Origin of the sequence: Kitasatospora sp. SUK 42 (assembly GCF_015776785.2) — a bacterium.
Lineage (GTDB): Bacteria > Actinomycetota > Actinomycetes > Streptomycetales > Streptomycetaceae > Kitasatospora.
Window position 1 is genome coordinate 1,012,288 of record NZ_LFMD02000002.1, and the last position, 17,420, is coordinate 1,029,707.

The 17,420-nt window shown below is 71.6% G+C and carries 14 protein-coding genes and 1 riboswitch; of the genes, 9 read left to right on the forward strand and 5 right to left on the reverse strand.

Annotation, left to right across the window (positions count from 1 at the left end; translation table 11 throughout):
* Window positions 1–21: 21 nt before the first annotated feature.
* The 4 genes from RZ50_RS04230 to RZ50_RS04245 all read right to left on the reverse strand — a co-directional run bounded on the left by RZ50_RS04230 (window position 22) and on the right by RZ50_RS04245 (window position 4,803).
* Entirely contained in the window at window positions 22–1,575 is a 1,554-nt protein-coding gene (locus RZ50_RS04230) for a glycoside hydrolase family 3 protein (RefSeq protein WP_196950851.1), read from the reverse strand.
* A gap of 6 nt (window positions 1,576–1,581) precedes the next feature.
* On the reverse strand, window positions 1,582–2,412 hold the full coding sequence (locus tag RZ50_RS04235) for a carbohydrate ABC transporter permease (RefSeq protein ID WP_196950852.1): 831 nt from the start codon (window positions 2,410–2,412) through the stop codon (window positions 1,582–1,584).
* Complete coding sequence (locus RZ50_RS04240) at window positions 2,409–3,434, reverse strand: carbohydrate ABC transporter permease (protein WP_196950853.1); 1,026 nt, start codon at window positions 3,432–3,434, stop codon at window positions 2,409–2,411. Before RZ50_RS04240 ends, RZ50_RS04235 begins: the two co-directional genes overlap by 4 nt.
* A 91-nt stretch (window positions 3,435–3,525) precedes the next feature.
* Window positions 3,526–4,803: an extracellular solute-binding protein gene (locus RZ50_RS04245; RefSeq protein ID WP_196950854.1), complete on the reverse strand. Its 1,278-nt coding sequence runs from the start codon at window positions 4,801–4,803 to the stop codon at window positions 3,526–3,528.
* Window positions 4,804–5,140: 337 nt separating this feature from the next.
* On the opposite strand from RZ50_RS04245, the gene RZ50_RS04250 reads away from it, so the two are divergent.
* The 4 genes from RZ50_RS04250 (at window position 5,141) to RZ50_RS04265 (ending at window position 9,040) form a co-directional block, all read left to right on the forward strand.
* Window positions 5,141–5,932, forward strand: coding sequence for a GntR family transcriptional regulator (locus RZ50_RS04250; RefSeq protein WP_196950855.1), 792 nt, complete (start codon window positions 5,141–5,143; stop codon window positions 5,930–5,932).
* A gap of 293 nt (window positions 5,933–6,225) precedes the next feature.
* Window positions 6,226–6,489, forward strand: coding sequence for a DUF3311 domain-containing protein (locus tag RZ50_RS04255; RefSeq protein WP_196950856.1), 264 nt, complete (start codon window positions 6,226–6,228; stop codon window positions 6,487–6,489).
* The gene (gene mctP / locus RZ50_RS04260; protein ID WP_196950857.1) at window positions 6,486–8,096 is read left to right on the forward strand and encodes a monocarboxylate uptake permease MctP; all 1,611 of its coding nucleotides are present in this window, start codon (window positions 6,486–6,488) and stop codon (window positions 8,094–8,096) included. The genes RZ50_RS04255 and mctP overlap by 4 nt, the downstream gene beginning before the upstream one ends.
* A 155-nt stretch (window positions 8,097–8,251) precedes the next feature.
* Window positions 8,252–9,040 (forward strand): histidine phosphatase family protein, encoded by a 789-nt coding sequence (locus tag RZ50_RS04265; RefSeq protein ID WP_196950858.1) that lies wholly within the window; start codon window positions 8,252–8,254, stop codon window positions 9,038–9,040.
* Window positions 9,041–9,170: 130 nt separating this feature from the next.
* On the opposite strand, the gene RZ50_RS04270 is transcribed toward RZ50_RS04265, so the two are convergent.
* Window positions 9,171–10,127: a helix-turn-helix domain-containing protein gene (locus RZ50_RS04270; protein WP_196950859.1), complete on the reverse strand. Its 957-nt coding sequence runs from the start codon at window positions 10,125–10,127 to the stop codon at window positions 9,171–9,173.
* Between the two features lie 399 nt (window positions 10,128–10,526).
* On the opposite strand from RZ50_RS04270, the gene RZ50_RS04275 reads away from it, so the two are divergent.
* The 5 genes from RZ50_RS04275 (at window position 10,527) to RZ50_RS04295 (ending at window position 17,066) form a co-directional block, all read left to right on the forward strand.
* Window positions 10,527–11,021 carry a GNAT family N-acetyltransferase gene (locus RZ50_RS04275; protein ID WP_196950860.1) on the forward strand — a complete coding sequence of 165 codons (495 nt, stop codon included), beginning with the start codon at window positions 10,527–10,529 and terminating at the stop codon, window positions 11,019–11,021.
* Between the two features lie 75 nt (window positions 11,022–11,096).
* Window positions 11,097–12,164 carry a DUF2510 domain-containing protein gene (locus RZ50_RS04280; protein WP_196950861.1) on the forward strand — a complete coding sequence of 356 codons (1,068 nt, stop codon included), beginning with the start codon at window positions 11,097–11,099 and terminating at the stop codon, window positions 12,162–12,164.
* A gap of 248 nt (window positions 12,165–12,412) precedes the next feature.
* Window positions 12,413–14,395: a glycosyltransferase family 2 protein gene (locus RZ50_RS04285; RefSeq protein WP_196950862.1), complete on the forward strand. Its 1,983-nt coding sequence runs from the start codon at window positions 12,413–12,415 to the stop codon at window positions 14,393–14,395.
* Window positions 14,395–15,723, forward strand: coding sequence for a glycoside hydrolase family 26 protein (locus tag RZ50_RS29660; protein WP_196950863.1), 1,329 nt, complete (start codon window positions 14,395–14,397; stop codon window positions 15,721–15,723). The genes RZ50_RS04285 and RZ50_RS29660 overlap by 1 nt, the downstream gene beginning before the upstream one ends.
* 62 nt (window positions 15,724–15,785) lie before the next feature.
* Window positions 15,786–17,066, forward strand: a complete 1,281-nt coding sequence (locus tag RZ50_RS04295; protein WP_196950864.1) for a ricin-type beta-trefoil lectin domain protein — start codon at window positions 15,786–15,788, stop codon at window positions 17,064–17,066.
* 77 nt (window positions 17,067–17,143) lie between these two features.
* Window positions 17,144–17,286, forward strand: a riboswitch (cobalamin riboswitch).
* Window positions 17,287–17,420: the final 134 nt, after the last annotated feature.

Genomic DNA, 17,420 nt, shown 5'->3' on the forward strand with positions numbered 1-17,420 from the left:
GGTGACGTCTCCTCGATCGGTTCAGCAGATCGCTCCCGGCTGCCCGGTGAGGACCTCCACGGCCGCCAGCCCGCAGACCCGGGCGGCGCCGTGGGTGGCGATGTGGAGCGCGCCGACCGGCTCGGACTGGGGCAGCCCCATCTCGACCACGGCGGCGTCCGGCCGGGCCGCCACCAGGCGGTCCAGCGCGGCGGACATCCAGGTGTGCCGGTGCGCGTCCCGGACCACCAGCACCAGGCGGCGGCCCTCGGCGCCGGCCAGCAGCTCGGCGACCAGGGCGTCCAGCAGCTCCGGCGCGGCCTCGGCGGCCGACACCTCACGGGTGCGGGTGCCGGGGAAGCGGTCGGCCAGCATGCCGGCCACGCCCCACGGGGTGACGTCGCCGACCGCGATGTTCGGCTCGTCCGAGAACGAGGCCACGTACGGGCGCTCGCGCACCGGCAGCACCTCGCGGCCCGGCGCCCGGACCACCTTCAGCGCCCGGCGGGCGGCCCTCAGGCCCACCGCGAGGTCCGGCTCGACCTTCTCGCCCTGGGCCGCGATCCGGCCCCAGCTGCCCAGCGCCCGGACCCGGTCGGCGGCGTCCGCCAGCCGCTCCTCGGCGAGCCGGCCGGAGCGCACGCCCGCCACGATGGCGTCGCGCAGCATCAGCACGGTCTCCTCGTCGGCCAGTCCGCCGCCGACGCAGATCGCGTCCGCGCCGGCCGCCAGGGCCAGCACGGTGCCCTCGCCCATGCCGAAGGTGTCGGCGATGGCGCCCATCTCGATCGCGTCGCTGACGATCAGGCCCTGGTAGCCGAGGCCGCCGTCGGCCGGGGCGGCGCGCAGCAGGTCGCGCAGCACGGTCGGGCTCAGGGTGGCCGGCAGCTTCGGGTCCAGCGCCGGGACCATGATGTGAGCGGTCATCACGGCCTTGGTGCCGGCCGCGATCGCGGCCTGGAACGGCACCAGGTCGCGGGCGCGCAGCACGTCCAGGTCGACGTCGATGACCGGCAGGCCGTGGTGGGAGTCCACCGCGGTGTCGCCGTGGCCGGGGAAGTGCTTGGAGCAGGCGGCCACGCCGGCCGACTGGAGCCCCTCGACCCAGGCGGCGGTGTGCCGGGCGCACAGCTCGGGGTCGGCGCCGAAGGAGCGGACGCCGATGACCGGGTTGCGCGGGTTGGAGTTGACGTCGGCGGTGGGCGCCCAGTTGTAGTTGACGCCGGCCGCGGCCAGCGCCCGGCCCAGCTCACGGGCGACGTCCCGGGTCAGCTCCGGGTCGTCGATCGCGCCGAGCGCGAGGTTGCCCGGCCAGGAGGAGCCGGAGCCGGCCTCCAGTCGGGTGACGTCGCCGCTCTCCTCGTCGATGGCGATCAGCAGGTCGGGGTTCTCCGACCGCAGCGCCCGGGTGAGCGCGGAGAGCTGGTCGAGGTCGACCACGTTGCGGTCGAACAGCGCGACGGAGCCCAGCCCGGCGGCCAGGTGGCGGCGCAGCCACTCCGGCGGCTCGGTGCCGACGAAGCCGGGCTGCAGGACGGTCAGGGCGTCGCGGTGCAGCTGATCGCTGTCCGGGACGGTGGGAACGAGGATGCTCACGTTGACTCAGCCCTTCACGGCGCCGTCGGTCAGACCGCCGACCGCCTTGCGCTGCAGGAAGATGAACAGGATCAGGATCGGCAGGGCGAAGAGGGTCGAGGCGGCCATGGTGGCGCCCCAGTCGGTGCCGAAGGCGGTCTGGAACGAAGAGAGCCAGACCGGCAGCGTCTGCGCCGTCTCCTTCTTGTTCAGCATGTTGACCAACGGGAACTCGTTCCAGGCGGTGATGAAGCCGAAGAGCGAGGTCGACATCAGGCCGGGGGCGAGCAGCGGGAAGATGACCTTCACGAAGGCCTGGGTGCGGGTGCAGCCGTCCACCATCGCCGACTCCTCCAGCTCCTTCGGCACGGCGGCGATGAAGCCCCGCAGCGTCCAGATCGTGAAGGGCAGCACCATCATCAGGTAGAAGGCGGTGAGCGGCACCAGGCTGTTGAGCATGTCGTTGTCGCGGACGATCAGGTAGGCCGAGATGATCATGACCTCCCAGGGGGCCATCTGGGCGGCCATCACGACCAGGACGAAGCTCTTGCGTCCGCGGAAGCGCATCCGGGCGATCGCGAAGGCGGCCAGGGTGGCGATCACCAGCGATCCGAGCACCGCGCCGACGGTCACGATCAGGCTGTTGGTGACGTACGTCCAGAAGTGCGGGACGTGCACGGCCCGGTCGAAGTGCTCGAAGGTGCCGTTCAGCGGCAGGAAGACGGGGTCCCGGCTGACGATGTCCTTGTTCTGCTTGAACGAGGTCGCGAACATCCAGTAGACGGGGAAGATGAAGAAGACGAAGAGGACGACCGCGATCAGGTTCGGCCAGGTGCGTCCGATGAGCGAGCGCCTCACAGCTCGTCCTCCTGCTTGAGAATGATGCGGAAGTAGTAGGCCATCAGGCCGCCCAGCATCAGGATGGTGAGCACGGCGATCGCGGAGCCGACGCCGAAGCGCTGGGCCCCGATGCCTTCGAGGAAGGCGTGCACCGGCAGGGTGCGGGTCAGGCCGTCCGGTCCGCCCTTGTTGATCAGGTAGACCTGGGTGAAGGCCTTGAACACCCAGATGACTTCGAGGAAGGTCGTGGCCAGCAGGAACGGCTTCATGATCGGGAAGATCACCGAGGTCCAGATCTTCACCGAGCCGGCACCGTCCACGCGGGCGGCCTCGTAGAGCTCCTTGGGGATCGTGGTCAGGCCCGCGTACATGTTGAAGGCCACGAACGGGACCGACTGCCAGACGATCAGCAGGATGATCACGAAGAAGGTGGAGTACTCGCCGCTGGTCCAGTTGAAGTGGGCCATGGAGTGCCAGCCCAGCTTGTCCAGGAACCAGTTGACGACGCCGAAGTTCTGGTCGAACAGCCAGGTGTAGACGGTGGTCGCGGCGACCACCGGCATCGCCCAGGCCAGCAGCAGGCCGACCGACAGCAGCAGCCGCACGCCCTTGCCGAGACGGTTGAGCAGCAGGCCGATCAGCGTGCCGAACACCATGATCAGGACGACGTTGACCGCCGTGAAGATCACCGTGCGGAGGGTGATCGACCAGAACTCCGAGTCACCCAGCTGGTCGGTGTAGTTGCTGAAGCCGTTCCATTCCGTCAGGTGCTGGATGAACTGCCTCTTGCCCAGGTTCTGGAGCGACACCACGACGGTCTCGACCAACGGCCAGAGCAGCAGGACGAGGGTCGCCGCGACGGCCGGCAGCAGCAGCAGGTAGGGGGCGAGCCTGACCGCCAGGCCCGGCCCGTCCGCCGGTCTGCCGCCCCTCTTCGAGGTGCGCTCGGCACCGGGATCGGTGGGCGTACCTGCCGGCGCCACCACGGACTTCGCTGGTTCCGGGGACTGTGTCTGCACCCGTTCCGACTGCGCAGCCATCGTTCTCTCTTCCTTGCAAACCCGACCACGACGGAAGGCGTCGCTCACCGGCCCCCCGCCGGGAGCCGGTGAGCGACGCCGCTCGACTGCCTTACTGCTTCTGGTTGAGACGCTTCGCGATCTCGTCGTCGGCCTTCTTGGCCGCGGCGGCGTAGTCGCCGGTCAGAGCCGAGGTCAGGAAGTCCTTGATCGGGTTCGGCTCGTTCTCGACGTTGGTCCAGGTCGGAACGTTCGGGGTGGTCGCACCGTTGGCGGACGCCGGCAGGGCGGCCTTGGCGAACTCACCGGTGACCTGGCTGTTGAGCGAGGTCTTGTTCGGGATGAGGCCGGCCGCGGCCATCAGGCCCTCGTTCTTGTCGCTCATGGCGATCTTCATGAAGCCCTTGGCGAGCTCGGGGTTCTTGCTCTGCTGGGCGATCGCCAGGTTCGAGCCGCCGAGGAAGACGCTGGACGGCTTGTCCGCGGTCGCACCGGGGAGCGCGAAGTAGCCGATCTTGTCGGCCGCCAGCTCCTCGGGCTTCGGGACCTCCCAGCCGAGGCCGATGATGGTGCCGATGTCACCCTTGGCGAAGACGTCCTTCTGCTGCGGGGTGGCCTCGTCCTTGTCCTTCGGGGCGGTGGTCGAGTGGCTCTGGAGCTTCTTGTAGGTCTCGAAGGCCTTCTGGGCCTCCGGGCTCTCCAGGCCGCCGACCCACTTGTCGCCGTCCTTCTTGGCGAGCTTGCCGCCCTCGCTGGTCAGCAGACCGAAGTAGGTGTACCACTCCTGGCCGGGCATGTAGAGGGCGTCGTTGACGCCCGCGACGGCCTTGACCTTGTCCAGGTCGGAGTAGAACTCCTCCAGGGTCTTCGGCGGGGCGGCGATGCCGGCCTTGGTCCAGATGTCCTTGTTGTAGGTCACCACGCGGTTGGTGAAGTACCACGGGGCGGCGTACTGCTTGCCGTCGATGATCGAGGACTCGTTCAGGTTGGCGGCCCAGTCGGCGCCACCCAGGTCGGACTTGTCCTTGGTGATGTCCAGCAGACCACCGGTGGCCGCGTAGCCCGCGGTCTGGGTGTTGCCGATCTCCAGGACGTCGACCGAACCCTCGGAGAGGGCGGCGGTGACCTTCTGGCCGATGCCGTTCCACTTCTGGGTCTGGATGTCGAGCTTGGCACCCGGGTAAGCGGCGGTGAAGTCCGCCTTGACGCTGTCCTCCCAGCCCTTGGGGGCCGAGCCGTCCATCAGCCACACGGTGAGGGTCTTGCCGTCGAAGTTCTTGGCCGCGGACGAACCGCCCGAGCTGTCGTCCTTCTTGCCGTCCGAGCTACAAGCCGCCAGACCGACGACCATTGCTGCGACGCCGACCGCCGCGATGAGCTGACGCTTCACGCCATCCTCCTGAGGGATGCCAGGGTTACCCCCGTCGGGCGGTAGCGGCAGCCCCACACAAAGCGGGAGGAAAGGTGCCGCGGACCCCTTCGAACGGGTGGGGGGATTCATCGTTACCGGCCTAGTGGTGTAGACCAGATGCCTGGAGCTTGGCCTAGACCAATGGGCCTGTCAACGGCTGTTCGACTGATCGAGACCACCCGTTATCAAGCCGACACCGCCCCTCGTTCATCGCGTGATGAGGTATTCGTTCCGTAGCCATACATGCAACGATGTCATCCGTTAACGATGTGGCGGGGTCGGAAAAGGCCTCGCGAGAAGCGGGAGAACAGGTCCGATGAGCAGCGACGGGGGATCCACCGCCCAGGTCAACGACCCCGAGGTGAAGAACCTCCCGACGCAGGCCGGCACCGACCCGACCGCACGCGTCCCCAAGTACTACGGTCTCAAGCGCCACCTCCTCCAGCTGACCGAGACCCAGCCCGCCGGCACCCCGGTGCCGCCCGAGCGCGCGCTCGCCGCCCAATTCGACACCTCGCGCACCACCGTCCGCCAGGCCCTGCAGGAACTGGTCGTCGAGGGCCGGCTGGAGCGCATCCAGGGCAAGGGCACCTTCGTCGCCAAGCCCAAGGTCGCCCAGGCCCTCCAGCTCACCTCCTACACCGAGGACATGCGCGCCCAGGGCCTGGAGCCCGCCTCCCGGCTGATCGAGATCGGCTACATCACCGCCGACGACCGGCTCGCCCCGCTGCTCGACATCAAGCCCGGCGGCCGCGTCCTGCGGATCGAGCGGCTGCGCCTGGCCAACGGCGACCCGATGGCCATCGAGGTCGCCCACCTGTCCGCCAAGCGCTTCCCCGCCCTGCGGCGCAACCTCGCCAAGCACAACTCCCTGTACACGGCGCTGCGCGAGGTGTACGGGGTCACCGTGGCCGAGGCCGAGGAGACCATCGAGACCACCCTGGCCAACCCGCGCGAGGCCGGCCTGCTCGGCTCCGACCTCGGCCTGCCGATGCTCCAGCTGTCCCGGCACTCCTTCGACGCCGAGGGCAACCCCGTCGAGTGGGTCCGCTCGATCTACCGCGGCGACCGCTACAAGTTCATCACCCGGCTGAAGCGCCCCGAGTAACCCCGCTCCCCCCGAACACCCCGCTCCCCTCCAACACCCCGGGCACCGGCGCACGCACCCCGCGCGCCGGTGCCCGTTCGTGTCCGGATGGCGGGAAGTTGCGTCATTTCCGATGACATGGATCACGCCATGCCCTAGATTGCGCAGCCATACTGACTGCCGGTCACCGATGGTGCTGCTCGGCGGGCCCGCGGGGGGTGCGAGGTGCCTCCGGGGCTGCGGCGCCGACGGGAGAACCCTCCGAAGCGGAGCCGTAGATGCCGTCTGATCACGCCCCCACCACCGAACCTGTCATGCCCGAGCCAGCCGGGACGCCCGTCCCGGCGGTGACCCCCGAGCGGGTACTGGCCGGGATCGCCCTGCTCGTGCCGATCGTCGCGATGCTCTGGGTGTCCTCCTACAACAAGACCGACCCGGCCGCGGCCGGGATGCCCTTCTTCTACTGGTACCAGCTGCTCTGGGTGCCGGTGTCGGCCGTCTTCACGGTCGCCGCGTACCTGCTGATCAACCGGGACGAGAAGGCCCGCAAGGCGGCCCGGAAGGGCGGTGCGCGATGACGGGCGTCAACGTGCCGGCCCTCGTGGTCTTCGTGCTGTTCTTCCTGCTGGTCACCGTGATGGGCTTCCTCGCCTCCCGCTGGCGCCGCGCGGGCGACGCGGCGCACCTGGACGAGTGGGGCCTGGGCGGCCGCAGCTTCGGGACCTGGGTGACCTGGTTCCTGCTCGGCGGCGACCTCTACACCGCGTACACCTTCGTCGCCGTCCCGGCCGCGGTGTACGCGACCGGCGCGGCCGGCTTCTTCGCGGTGCCGTACACGATCGTCGCCTACCCGCTGGTCTTCCTCTTCCTGCCCCGGCTCTGGTCGGTCTCCCGGGTGCACGGCTACGTCACCCCGGCCGACTTCGTGCGCGGCCGCTACGGCTCGCGGCCGCTGTCCCTGGTGGTCGCGCTGACCGGGATCCTGGCCACCATGCCGTACATCGCCCTGCAGCTCGTCGGCATCCAGGCGGTGCTGGACGTGCTCGGGGTCGGCGGCGGGGAGAACGCCAACTGGTTCGTCAAGGACCTGCCGCTGTTCCTCGCCTTCGGCGTGCTGGCCGCCTACACCTACTCCTCGGGCCTGCGCGCCCCGGCGCTGATCGCCTTCGTCAAGGACGCCCTGGTCTACATCGTGATCATCGTCGCGGTGATCTACATCCCGATCCGGCTCGGCGGCTACGGGCACATCTTCGACACGGCCGCGCAGCACTTCAAGCAGACCAGGGCCGGCTCGCTGACCCTGCCGGCCAACAAGGAGTGGACGTACGCGACGCTCGGGATCGGCTCGGCGATGGCGCTGTTCATGTACCCGCACTCGGTGACCGGCGTGCTGGCCTCCAAGTCCCGCAACACGGTGCGCCGCAACATGGCGATCATGCCCGCGTACTCGCTGATGCTCGGCCTGCTGGCGCTGCTCGGCTTCATGGCGATCGCGGCGGGCGTGGGCAGCGGCGTCAAGGGCTACAACTCCCAGCTCTCGGTGCCGCAGCTGTTCGCGAACATGTTCCCGGACTGGTTCACCGGCGTGGCCTTCGCCGCGATCGGGATCGGCGCGCTGGTGCCGGCCGCCATCATGTCCATCGCGGCGGCCAACCTGTTCACCCGCAACGTCTACAAGGAGTGGCTCAAGCCCGCCGCCACCCCCGCCGACGAGACCCGCGTCGCCAAGCTGGTCTCGCTGCTGGTGAAGGTCGGCGCGCTGGTCTTCGTGCTCGGCATGGACCGGCAGGCCGCGATCAACCTCCAGCTGCTGGGCGGCCTGTGGATCCTCCAGACCTTCGTGGCGATCGTCGGCGGCCTGTTCACCCGCTGGTTCCACCACTGGGCGCTGTTCGCCGGCTGGGCGGCCGGCATGGTCTACGGCACCTGGAAGGCGTACGGGATCGCCAGCCCCGCCACCAAGCACTTCGGCGGCAACGCCGCCGAGATCCCCGGCATCGGCGAGATCGGCTACATCGGCCTGACCGCCTTCGCGCTCAACCTGATCGTCTCGGTGGTGCTCACCCTGGTGCTGCGGGCCGCCAAGGCGCCCGTGGGGCAGGACGAGACCAGGCCGTCCGACTACAGCGCCGAAGCCGGCGACGAAGAGCGGGAGAACGCGCCGGAGCCCGTAGCGGCGCACTGATTCACGCGGTACGCGCCCTGTGATCGCGCCGCCTTCTCCGTGAACACTGGAGGAGGCGGCGCGATCATATGTATGAACAGGCGTGCACGCCGGGCACCACCAGACCGGACCGGCAACCGGCCGGAACCTGAACGAACCACGGGGAGCTCGCGGCCATGGCAGAACTCGGCACCACCCTCAACGGCCAGCACCAGTCCACGCAGGGCCCGCACCACCACCACGTCGCCTCCCACCGCGGGGCCACCCGGCTGCCGTCCGTGCTCATCGCCACCCGGCACGGCGAGTCCACCGCCAACGTCGAGTTCCACCAGGCCGAGGCCGCCGGCGCGCTCAGCGTCCCGATCAGCTGCCGCGACGCCGACATCCCGCTGTCGCTGCACGGCCAGCAGCAGGCCCAGGCGCTCGGCCGCTGGTGGGCCGCCCTGCCCAGCGCCGACCGCCCCCGCAGCGTCTGGTGCTCGCCGTACGTGCGCACCGCCGAGACCGCCCGGATCGCGCTCGCCCAGGCCGCCGGGCTCGGCTCCGTCCCGGTCACCCTGGCCGTGCGCTACGACGAGCGGCTGCGCGACCGCGAGCTCGGCATCCTGGAGATGCTGCCCAAGGCCGCCATCGAGGCCAAGCACCCGGAGGAGGCGGCCCGGCGGCGCAAGATGGGCGAGCTGTACTACCGCCCGCCCGGCGGCGAGTCCTGGGCCGACGTCGCACTGCGGGTGCGCAGCGTGCTGCGGGACGTCTGCGAGGAGGAGGCCGGACGGCCCGTCCTGCTGGTCGCGCACGACTGCACGGTGCTGATGCTGCGCTACGCGCTGGACCGGCTCACCGAGGAGCAGCTCACCGCGCTCGGGCCGGTGCACAACTGCTCCACCAGCCTGTGGCGGGCCCAGGACGGGCGGCTGCGCCCGGACCGCTGGAACGGCGTCGAGCACCTGGCCGCCGGGAACTGACCCCCGCGCTCGGGCCTGCTCGCTCGCGGCTCGGCCCTGCTCCCGCCCGATCAGCGGCGCTCCGGCCTTCTCAGCCGCGCTCCGGCCCGATCAGCCCTGCTCAGCCCTGCTCAGCCCTGCTCAGCCCTGCTCAGCCCTGCTCCGGTCCGGCGAAGCAGCGCCGGTAGGCCAGCGGCGTGGTGCCCAGCCGGCGGCCGAAGTGGTGTCGCAGCGCGGCCGCGTTGCCGAAGCCGCAGCGGGCGGCGATCACGTCCACCGGCTCGGCGGTGGACTCCAGCAGCCGCTGGGCGAGCAGCACCCGCTGCCCGACCAGCCAGCGGTGCGGAGTGGTGCCGGTCTCCTGCTGGAAGCGCCGGGCGAAGGTGCGCGGCGACATGTGCACCCGGGCGGCCAGCTGCTCGACGGTCGCCTCCTCGTCCAGGTGGTGGCGCAGCCAGTCGAGCAGCGGGGCCAGCGAGGCGCCGTCGTCCTGCGGCAGCGGGCGGTTCACGAACTGGGCCTGCCCGCCCTCCCGGTGCGGCGCCACCACCATCCGGCGGGCGATCCCCCGGGCCACCTCGGCGCCCTGCACCTTGCGCACCAGGTGCAGGCAGGCGTCGATGCCGGCCGCCGTACCGGCCGAGGTGATCACCGGGTCGTCGTCCACGTACAGCACGTCCGGCTCGACCGTGGTGAGCGGGTGGCGCTCGGCCAGCGCCGCGGTGTGCCGCCAGTGGGTGGTGGAGCGGCGGCCGTCCAGCAGTCCGGCGGCGCCCAGCACGAAGGCGCCGCTGCAGATGGACAGCACCCGGCCGCCCCGCTCCACCACCGAGCGCAGCGCCTCCAGCAGCGGCTCCGGGTACCCGCCGCGCAGCGAGGAGGCGGTGACCACCGCGAGGTCCGCCCCGGCCAGCCGCTCGGGCCCGTGCGGGACGTCCACCGCGAAACCCGAGTGGGTGGCGTGCGGCCCCGGGCGGGCGCCGACGATCGCGAAGTCGTACCCCGGCAGGCCGTCGCCGGTGCGGTCCAGGCCGAAGACCTCGCAGGCCACCCCCAGTTCGAAGGGGTGGACCTCCTCCAGCACCACCGCGACCACGTTCTTGAGCATGCGGCCCAGGATGCCCCGGCGGGCGGGGTCCGGGGAAGGGCCGGGGTGGCAGGATTTCGAGGCAATGCGGCGTTCCTGCCACTCGTGGGCGCCCGCACCGCCCGCCACAGTGGTGCCCATGGACACCGGCACCCTCGCAAGCGCCCTCGCCCTGGCCGGCGCCGTCGGCGGCTTCGGCCTGCTCGGCGGCATGATCGGCCGCGAACTCTCCCGCGGCCCCGCCGCCGGGCGCGACAACTACCACCACCCGGGCGGCTACCCGGCCGACCCCGACCGCTCCGACCGGCTGTACGGCACCCTGCCCGCCGCCTCGCTGCGTCCCTCCGCCGACCCGGCCACCCTCCCGGTCCGCGCCACCCCCGAGATCCGCACCGCACACGGCTCCGGCACACTGGCCCGATGGACTACCTCATCCGCCAGGCCCTCCCCCGGGACCTCGAAGACGCCGGCCGGATCACCGTCGAGGCCTTCGTCGGCGACGGCTTCACCAACCCCACGAGCGGCTACGTCGACCTGCTCCGCGACGCCGAGCGCCGCTCCCGGGAGGCCGAGCTCCTGGTCGCCGTCGAAGCGGCCGACGAACGGGTCCTCGGCTGCGTGACCTTCGCCCGCGGCGGCACCGAGTGGGCCGACATCGCCACCGCGGGTGAGGGCGAGATCCGGATGCTCGCCACCGCCGCCGCCTCCCGCGGCCGGGGCGTCGGCGAGGCGCTGGTGCGCGCCTCGATCGCCCGCAGCCGCGAACTGGGCCTGGCCGGCATGGCGTTCTCCACCCGCCCGGAGATGACCGCAGCCCACCGGGTGTACGAGCGGGTCGGCTTCCAGCGCACCCCCGAGCGCGACTGGGCGCCGTACCCGGGGATGGACCTGATGGTCTACACCATGGCGTTCTGAGGGGCCGTCGGCTCCCGCACGCCCCCCTCTGACGTGGAATGACCATCCGATCGGCTCGCTGCTAGGATCCGCCGCATGACGACGGGGAGTGCGCCTAGCGGCTGGTACGAGGACCCTTCCGGGCAGCCCAACACACTGCGCTGGTGGGACGGTTCGACCTGGACCGACAAGACCCAGGCCAATCCGGGCGGAGGCGGCGCGCCCGCGCAGCCGTTCCCGGGCCCGCCCGCGCAGAACGCCTCCGCGCCGACCAGCGCCGCCCCGCCGGTCCCGGGCCCGCAGCCCGCCGCACCGACGCAGCCCTCGGTGCCGACGCCGGCCGCGGCGCCGGGCCAAACCGCCGCACCGACGCCGCAGTCCGCCTTCCCCGTCCCCACCAAGCCGGTTCCCACCTCGGTGGTGTTCGAGACCGTCGAGCCGAACCGCACCAGGCGCCGGGTGCTCCTGGCCGTCGGCGCCGTGGTGCTGTCGGTCGTCATGGCGGGAGGCGGCTACGTGGTCGGCCACAGGACCGGCAACTCCGGCACGGCGAAGGCCGATCCGACCGCGAACCCGACGTCCGCCGCCGACCCCAAGAGCCCGAACGGCTTCATGGGCACCGCCCTGACCGGCGGTCAGCAGATTCAGGGCTGGCGTCAGATCACCGGCCAGGACTCGAAGATGAACTTCATGCTGCCGCAGGAATGGCAGTCCCAGGTCGACCCCAAGGCCCCGAACGAGGTCCGCTACGCGGTCAACCCGTACGCCTGCGTGGGCCACGGCAGCGGAGCCTGCACCCGCGGCCTGATCATCCAGAACCTCCGGGTGTTCAACGGCGGCTGGTCCGACCCGAAGTCCCTGGTGCTCGGCATGGGCCAGCTGCTCTACAACACCCGCTACGGCTCCGACGCGCCGACCCCGCCGGAGCCGGTGAAGCAGTCGGCCGTCAAGATCCAGGGCATGGACGGCTACCTCGCGCTGTGGCACGTCCCGATGTCCAGCGGCTCCTCCGCGCCGGACAGCTACTGCGGCGTCCTCCAGGTCACCCCGGCGGCCGGTGCCACCACCGTCCCGGTGCTCCAGATCTGCCTCGACCAGGCGGCCGAGGCCCCCGCGCTGACGCTGATGGACCAGATCGCGAACTCCGTCAAGATCACGCCCTGACGCCCCGCCATCCGCAGGCCCCGCCCCCGCGCGGGGCCTGCGGACCACCGGCACTCCACCCCCAGGGAGTGAACGCCCGAGCACTGCCCGTATGCTGACGGCTCGAACGACTATCAGCCAAGCCCACGAGGGGCGCCGACACACCGCGCCTCCGTCGGGCCGACGGCCAGGCGTCCGGCGCGACGGGCGGTGACGGGGCAGGGGACCAGCACTCCGCGACGACGGAGCGGCTGTACGGGGGTTGATCGGTGGACTCCACCAGGGAGCACACGGCGGAACGGGGCAGCCGGGGGCGTGGGCGGCACGGGCGCGTCCTGCCCCGGGCCCGGCACGAACGGCGGATCGTCCGCAGGGAGCTGCGCAACGCGGCGGCCCAACGCGCCTACGTCGCCTGCGCCGAGACCGCCGGCCCGCTGACCCCCGGCGAGGACGGCGCCGCCGTCCGCTACCGCTCCGTCTCCTCACGCGGCGTCACGTTCACCATGACCGTGCTGGTCGCGGTCAACGCGCTGGCAGGCCTCGCCTTCGTCGGCTGGCTGCTGCTCCCCGAGCACATCCCCGGACCGGGCGTCGGCTGGTCCTCCGACTGGCGGGTGAACGTGGCCCGGCTCTGCTTCTGCGCCGTCGTGACGGTGGAGGTGCTCCGGCTGGTCCAGAACCTCGCCGTCTGGGTCTTCGCGTTCCGCGCCAAGGACCCGGTGCCGGTCACCCCGCCGCCCGGGCTGCGGGTCGCGGTGCTCACCACGATCGTGCCCTCGAAGGAGCCGATCGAGATCGTCGAGCGCACCCTCGCGGCCATGCTGCGGATCGAGTACGACGGCCTGATCGACGTCTGGATCCTCGACGAGGGCGACGACGACCGGGTCAGGAAAATGGCCGCCCGGCTCGGCGTCAACCACTTCAGCCGCAAGGGGCGCCCGGAGTACAACCAGCCCGAGGGCGAGTTCCGGGCCAAAACCAAGTCCGGCAACCACAACGCCTGGCGCGCCGAACACGAGCACGGCTACGACGTGGTGGCCCAGATGGACCCGGACCACGTCCCACTGCCCTGCTTCCTGGAGCGCACCCTCGGCTACTTCCGCGACCCCGACGTCGCCTTCGTGGTCGCCCCCCAGGTGTACGGCAACATGTACGACAACTGGGTCGCCCACGGCGCCTCCGTGCAGCAGTACCTCTTCTCCGGCCTGGTCGAGCGCGGCGGCAACGGCATGGACGCGCCGCTGCTGATCGGCACCAACCACCTCTACCGGCCCACCGCCTGGCAGCAGATCGGCGGCTACCAGGACTCGATCATCGAGGACCACCTCACCAGCATGCGGATCCAGGCCTCCGTCAACCCGGCGACCGGCCACCGCTGGAAGGGCGTCTACACCCCCGACGTGCTCGCCGTCGGCGAGGGCCCGACCTCCTGGACCGACTACTTCAACCAGCAGAAGCGCTGGGCGTACGGCATCTGGGAGATCCTGCTCAAGGGCCGGCTGCGCACCGGCATCAAGCTGCGGCTGCGCCAGCGGGTGCTCTACGGCCTGGTCCAGTTCTACTACCCGAGCGTGGCGCTCAGCACCGTCCTCGGCAGCCTCGCCACCTCCGTCTACCTGGCCCTCGGCATCACCTCCATCCACCTCAACAGCACCCACTGGATGGCGCTGTGGGGCGCCGGCATGGGCAGCTGGTTCGTGCTGTGGCTGTGGCTGCGCCGGTTCAACCTGGCCGCACACGAGCGGCGCGAGATCGGCATGGCCGGCATGGGGCTCGCCCTGTTCGCCGGCCCGGTCTACGTCGCCGCCGCGGTCGCCGCGCTGCTGCGCCGCCCGCTCGCCTACGCCGTCACCGCCAAGGGCGACCTGCGCAGCGCCGAGTCGCTGTCGACGTTCCGGCTGCACCTGCTGTGGGCGGCGGCCGCGGCGGGGCTGCTCGGCGCGAGCTTCACGCTGCACCACGACATCTGGATCCTGCGGTTCTGGGCCGGGCTCAGCCTGTTCACCGGTCTCGCGCCGCTGGTGATCTCCCTCGTGGGCTCGCGCCGCGAGGCCCGGGCCCAGCGGGCCGCCGCGGCCAAGGCCGTCGAGGCCCCCGCCACCGGCCTGCTGCCCGCCCAGCGGACGGCCGTCCCGCACGCCGCCGCCCCGCACGCCGCCGTCCTCACTGGACAGGCGCCCGCCGAGGACGAGTTCGAGGAGCTGCTGGAGCCGACCCCGGCCGACCGGCGGATCGAGCAGGGGAGCCGCTGATGCTGCGGATCACCATCCCCAGGATCGCCGCCCTGGTCGCGCTGGCCCTGATGGTCGGGTACACCTTCGTGCTGGCCCCCCGGCTCTCCCGCGGCCACCAGGACGCGAACCCGTACGCCTTCGCCGGCGCGGCCCCCACGGCCATGCCGAGCTGGCTGACCAGCGCCCTGGCCGCGCCGCCGACCACAGCCGCCCCGGACGCGACCACGGCCCCGTCGGCGGCCCCGACACCCGCCGCGCCGCCCCAGCCTCCCCAGTTCCCGCCGGCCGGCGGCATGTTCACCGGCATCATGACCAAGTCCGGCCCCTACGACCTCGGCCCGCTCGACGAGTTCACCGCCGCCGTCAAGCACCAGCCGAACGTGCTGGAGTTCTCGGTCGGCTGGTGGGACCGCACGTTCGACCGCCGGGTCTTCGACACGGCCGCCGAACGCGGCATCATGCCCATGGTCGCCTGGGAGCCCTGGGACTACCGCAAGGAGGCGAAGGAGGACAAGCTCCGCGGCGAGCAGCCGGAGTACGCCCTCTCCCACATCATCGACGGCGGGTTCGACGACTACATCAGGACCTGGGCCGAGGGCGTCAAGGGCCTCGGCTACCCCGTCGCGCTGCGCTTCGCCCACGAGATGAACGGCTACTGGTACCCCTGGGCCGAGCAGGCGAACGGCAACAGGAAGGGCCAGTACGTCCAGGCCTGGCGGCACGTCCACGACATCTTCAAGCAGGTCGGCGCCACCCGGGTCACCTGGGTGTGGAGCCCCAACGTCGACTACGAGAACGCCACCAGCCTGTCCTCCCTCTACCCCGGCGACGACTACGTCGACTGGATCGGCCTTTCCGGCTACTACGGCACCACCGGCGTCGAGAAGTACAAGCCCTTCGACCAGATCTTCCAGCCGACCATCGACCAGGTGCGGGCGTTCACCCACAAGCCCGTGGTGATCACCGAGACCGGGGCCACCGACACCTCGGGGCTGAAGGCGCAGTGGATCACCGAGATGTTCTCGCAGCTCCCGCAGCACCCCGACATCATCGGCGTGATCTGGTACGAGGCGCGCAAGGAGGTCGACTGGCGGATCGCCGGGTCCCCCGCCGCCGCCGAGGCGTACGCCGCAGGGGTCTCCGCGCCCCGCTACAACACGCCCTGGACCGTCCGCTCCGAGCCGGCCCTGACCGTCGCGCCGCCACCCCCCGCGCCCGCCCCGACGCCGGACCCGACGCCCGACCCCGCGGCCTCCCCGAGCCCGTCGGCCACCGCCAAACCGCCCGCCAGGAAGCCGACCCCCACCGCGACCCGGCCCCGGTCGAGCTCCGCACCCGCCGGGTGAGCACGCCACCGCCCCGGCCCCCGTACCGTCCCACCACACCGCCGCAGGGAGGCGAGAGCCCCGTGTCCGACCCCGCCGTGTCCGGAACCGGACGCCGCCGCCCGCGCCCGTGGTGGTGGCTCGCGCCGGCCGTCGCCACCGCGCTGGCCCTGTGCGCGGTGCTGCTCCAGCACGACCCGAGGGAGCCCGCCCGGGCCACCCCGACCGTCACCCCGCTGCCGGCCGCCACCGCCGGGGAGATCTGCTCCACCGGGCAGAACCGCTACCCCTCCCAGGACGTCGACTCCGGCCGTTACGTGATCAACCCGAACGAGTGGAACGCCACCGGCGGCCTCTGCATCAGCAGCACCGACGGTGCCACCGGCTTCCGGGTGACCCGCAGCGGGATCAGCCCCGCCAGCCTCACCGACCCGGACCGCGGCCCCGGCGCCTACCCGCACATCAGCACCCAGCTCCAACCCGGCACCGGCCCGCTGCCCATCCCGGTCGGCAACCTGCGGTACGCGACCAGCAGCTGGCACACCACCCAGGTCGACGACGGCGTCTACAACGCCTCGTACGACATCTGGTACAGCGGCAACCGGACCAGCTGCTCCTTCACCGAGAGCGCCGAGCTGATGATCTGGCTGCACGGCAACGGCAAGACGCCGTTCGGCCGACCGGCCGGCGACCTCCAGGTCGGCGGCACGTCCTACCGTGTGTACGAGGCGCCGAAGAACGGCAGCCACACCCTGATCACCTACGCGATGGCCACCAGCGCCACCTCCGTCACCGACCTGGACCTGCGGGCCTTCACCCGCGACGCCGTGCAGCGCGGCTACGTCCCGGGCGGCTCGTACCTGTGCGCTGTCCAGGCCGGGTTCGAGATCTGGGACGGCGGCGCCGGGCTCAGCAGCGACTCCTTCTCGTTCCAGGCCGCCACCGGACAACCGAGCGGCGCGATCACCTCGGCCCTGCCCGGCCTCTGCCTGGACAGCCGGGTGGCGGGCGATCCGGCCGCGATCGGCGCCGGCACCTGCGACGGCTCGCCCGCGCAGACCTGGACCATGGGGGGCGACGGCTCGATCGGCCAGTCCGGGCGCTGCGTCGAGGACCCGGCCATCGGCTTCCCCGTCCTCACCGGCTGCACCTCGCACCCCGACCAGCGGTGGCGGGTGACTCCGGCGGGGCAGCTCGTGAACCAGGACACGGGGCGGTGCGTGGAGAATCCCGGCGGCGCGGCCGGGGGTACGGCGGGGACCGTGGCGGGGGGTACGGTCGGGGCCTCGGTGGGGGGTACGGCCCAGGTGTCGATGCGCCCCTGCGACGGCCGCAGGGCCCAGGAGTGGCACCCGCCGACCTGAGCAGATTATCGCACGTACGCTCGATGGGCCGTGCCGCCAACTGTGCCGCGCGACACTACATGTGGGGCTGCATTGGATTCACGGCACTACATGTATGCTCGCTTCTGCTGTCGACGCAGGGGAACCCGGTGGGAATCCGGGACTGCCCCGCAGCGGTGTGCGGGTGGCTCCAGAGCCGCTTCCGCGAGTCCGATGACCTGCCGACAGCGTGCGCCACGGCCCTCCCGCAGAGGCCGCGCCGGCACGAGCAGTACCCTCCGGGCCTCGCGGGCGGGCCGGGGAGACACCGTCGCGCGCCGCTGTCCGCGTGCGCGCCGTGCTCCCCTGCCCTGAACGGTCCGGTGACCCCGATCA

Bases quoted from the DNA above. Each gene is read 5' to 3' on its own strand.
- mctP (WP_196950857.1), top strand. From the start codon at position 6,486: ATGACGGGCGTCAACGTGCCGGCCCTCGTGGTCTTCGTGCTGTTCTTC.
- RZ50_RS29660 (WP_196950863.1), top strand. From the start codon at position 14,395: ATGCTGCGGATCACCATCCCCAGGATCGCCGCCCTGGTCGCGCTGGCC.
- RZ50_RS04265 (WP_196950858.1), top strand. From the start codon at position 8,252: ATGGCAGAACTCGGCACCACCCTCAACGGCCAGCACCAGTCCACGCAG.
- RZ50_RS04240 (WP_196950853.1), bottom strand. From the start codon at position 3,434: ATGGCTGCGCAGTCGGAACGGGTGCAGACACAGTCCCCGGAACCAGCG.
- RZ50_RS04280 (WP_196950861.1), top strand. From the start codon at position 11,097: ATGACGACGGGGAGTGCGCCTAGCGGCTGGTACGAGGACCCTTCCGGG.
- RZ50_RS04255 (WP_196950856.1), top strand. From the start codon at position 6,226: ATGCCCGAGCCAGCCGGGACGCCCGTCCCGGCGGTGACCCCCGAGCGG.
- RZ50_RS04275 (WP_196950860.1), top strand. From the start codon at position 10,527: ATGGACTACCTCATCCGCCAGGCCCTCCCCCGGGACCTCGAAGACGCC.
- RZ50_RS04270 (WP_196950859.1), bottom strand. From the start codon at position 10,127: ATGCTCAAGAACGTGGTCGCGGTGGTGCTGGAGGAGGTCCACCCCTTC.
- RZ50_RS04250 (WP_196950855.1), top strand. From the start codon at position 5,141: ATGAGCAGCGACGGGGGATCCACCGCCCAGGTCAACGACCCCGAGGTG.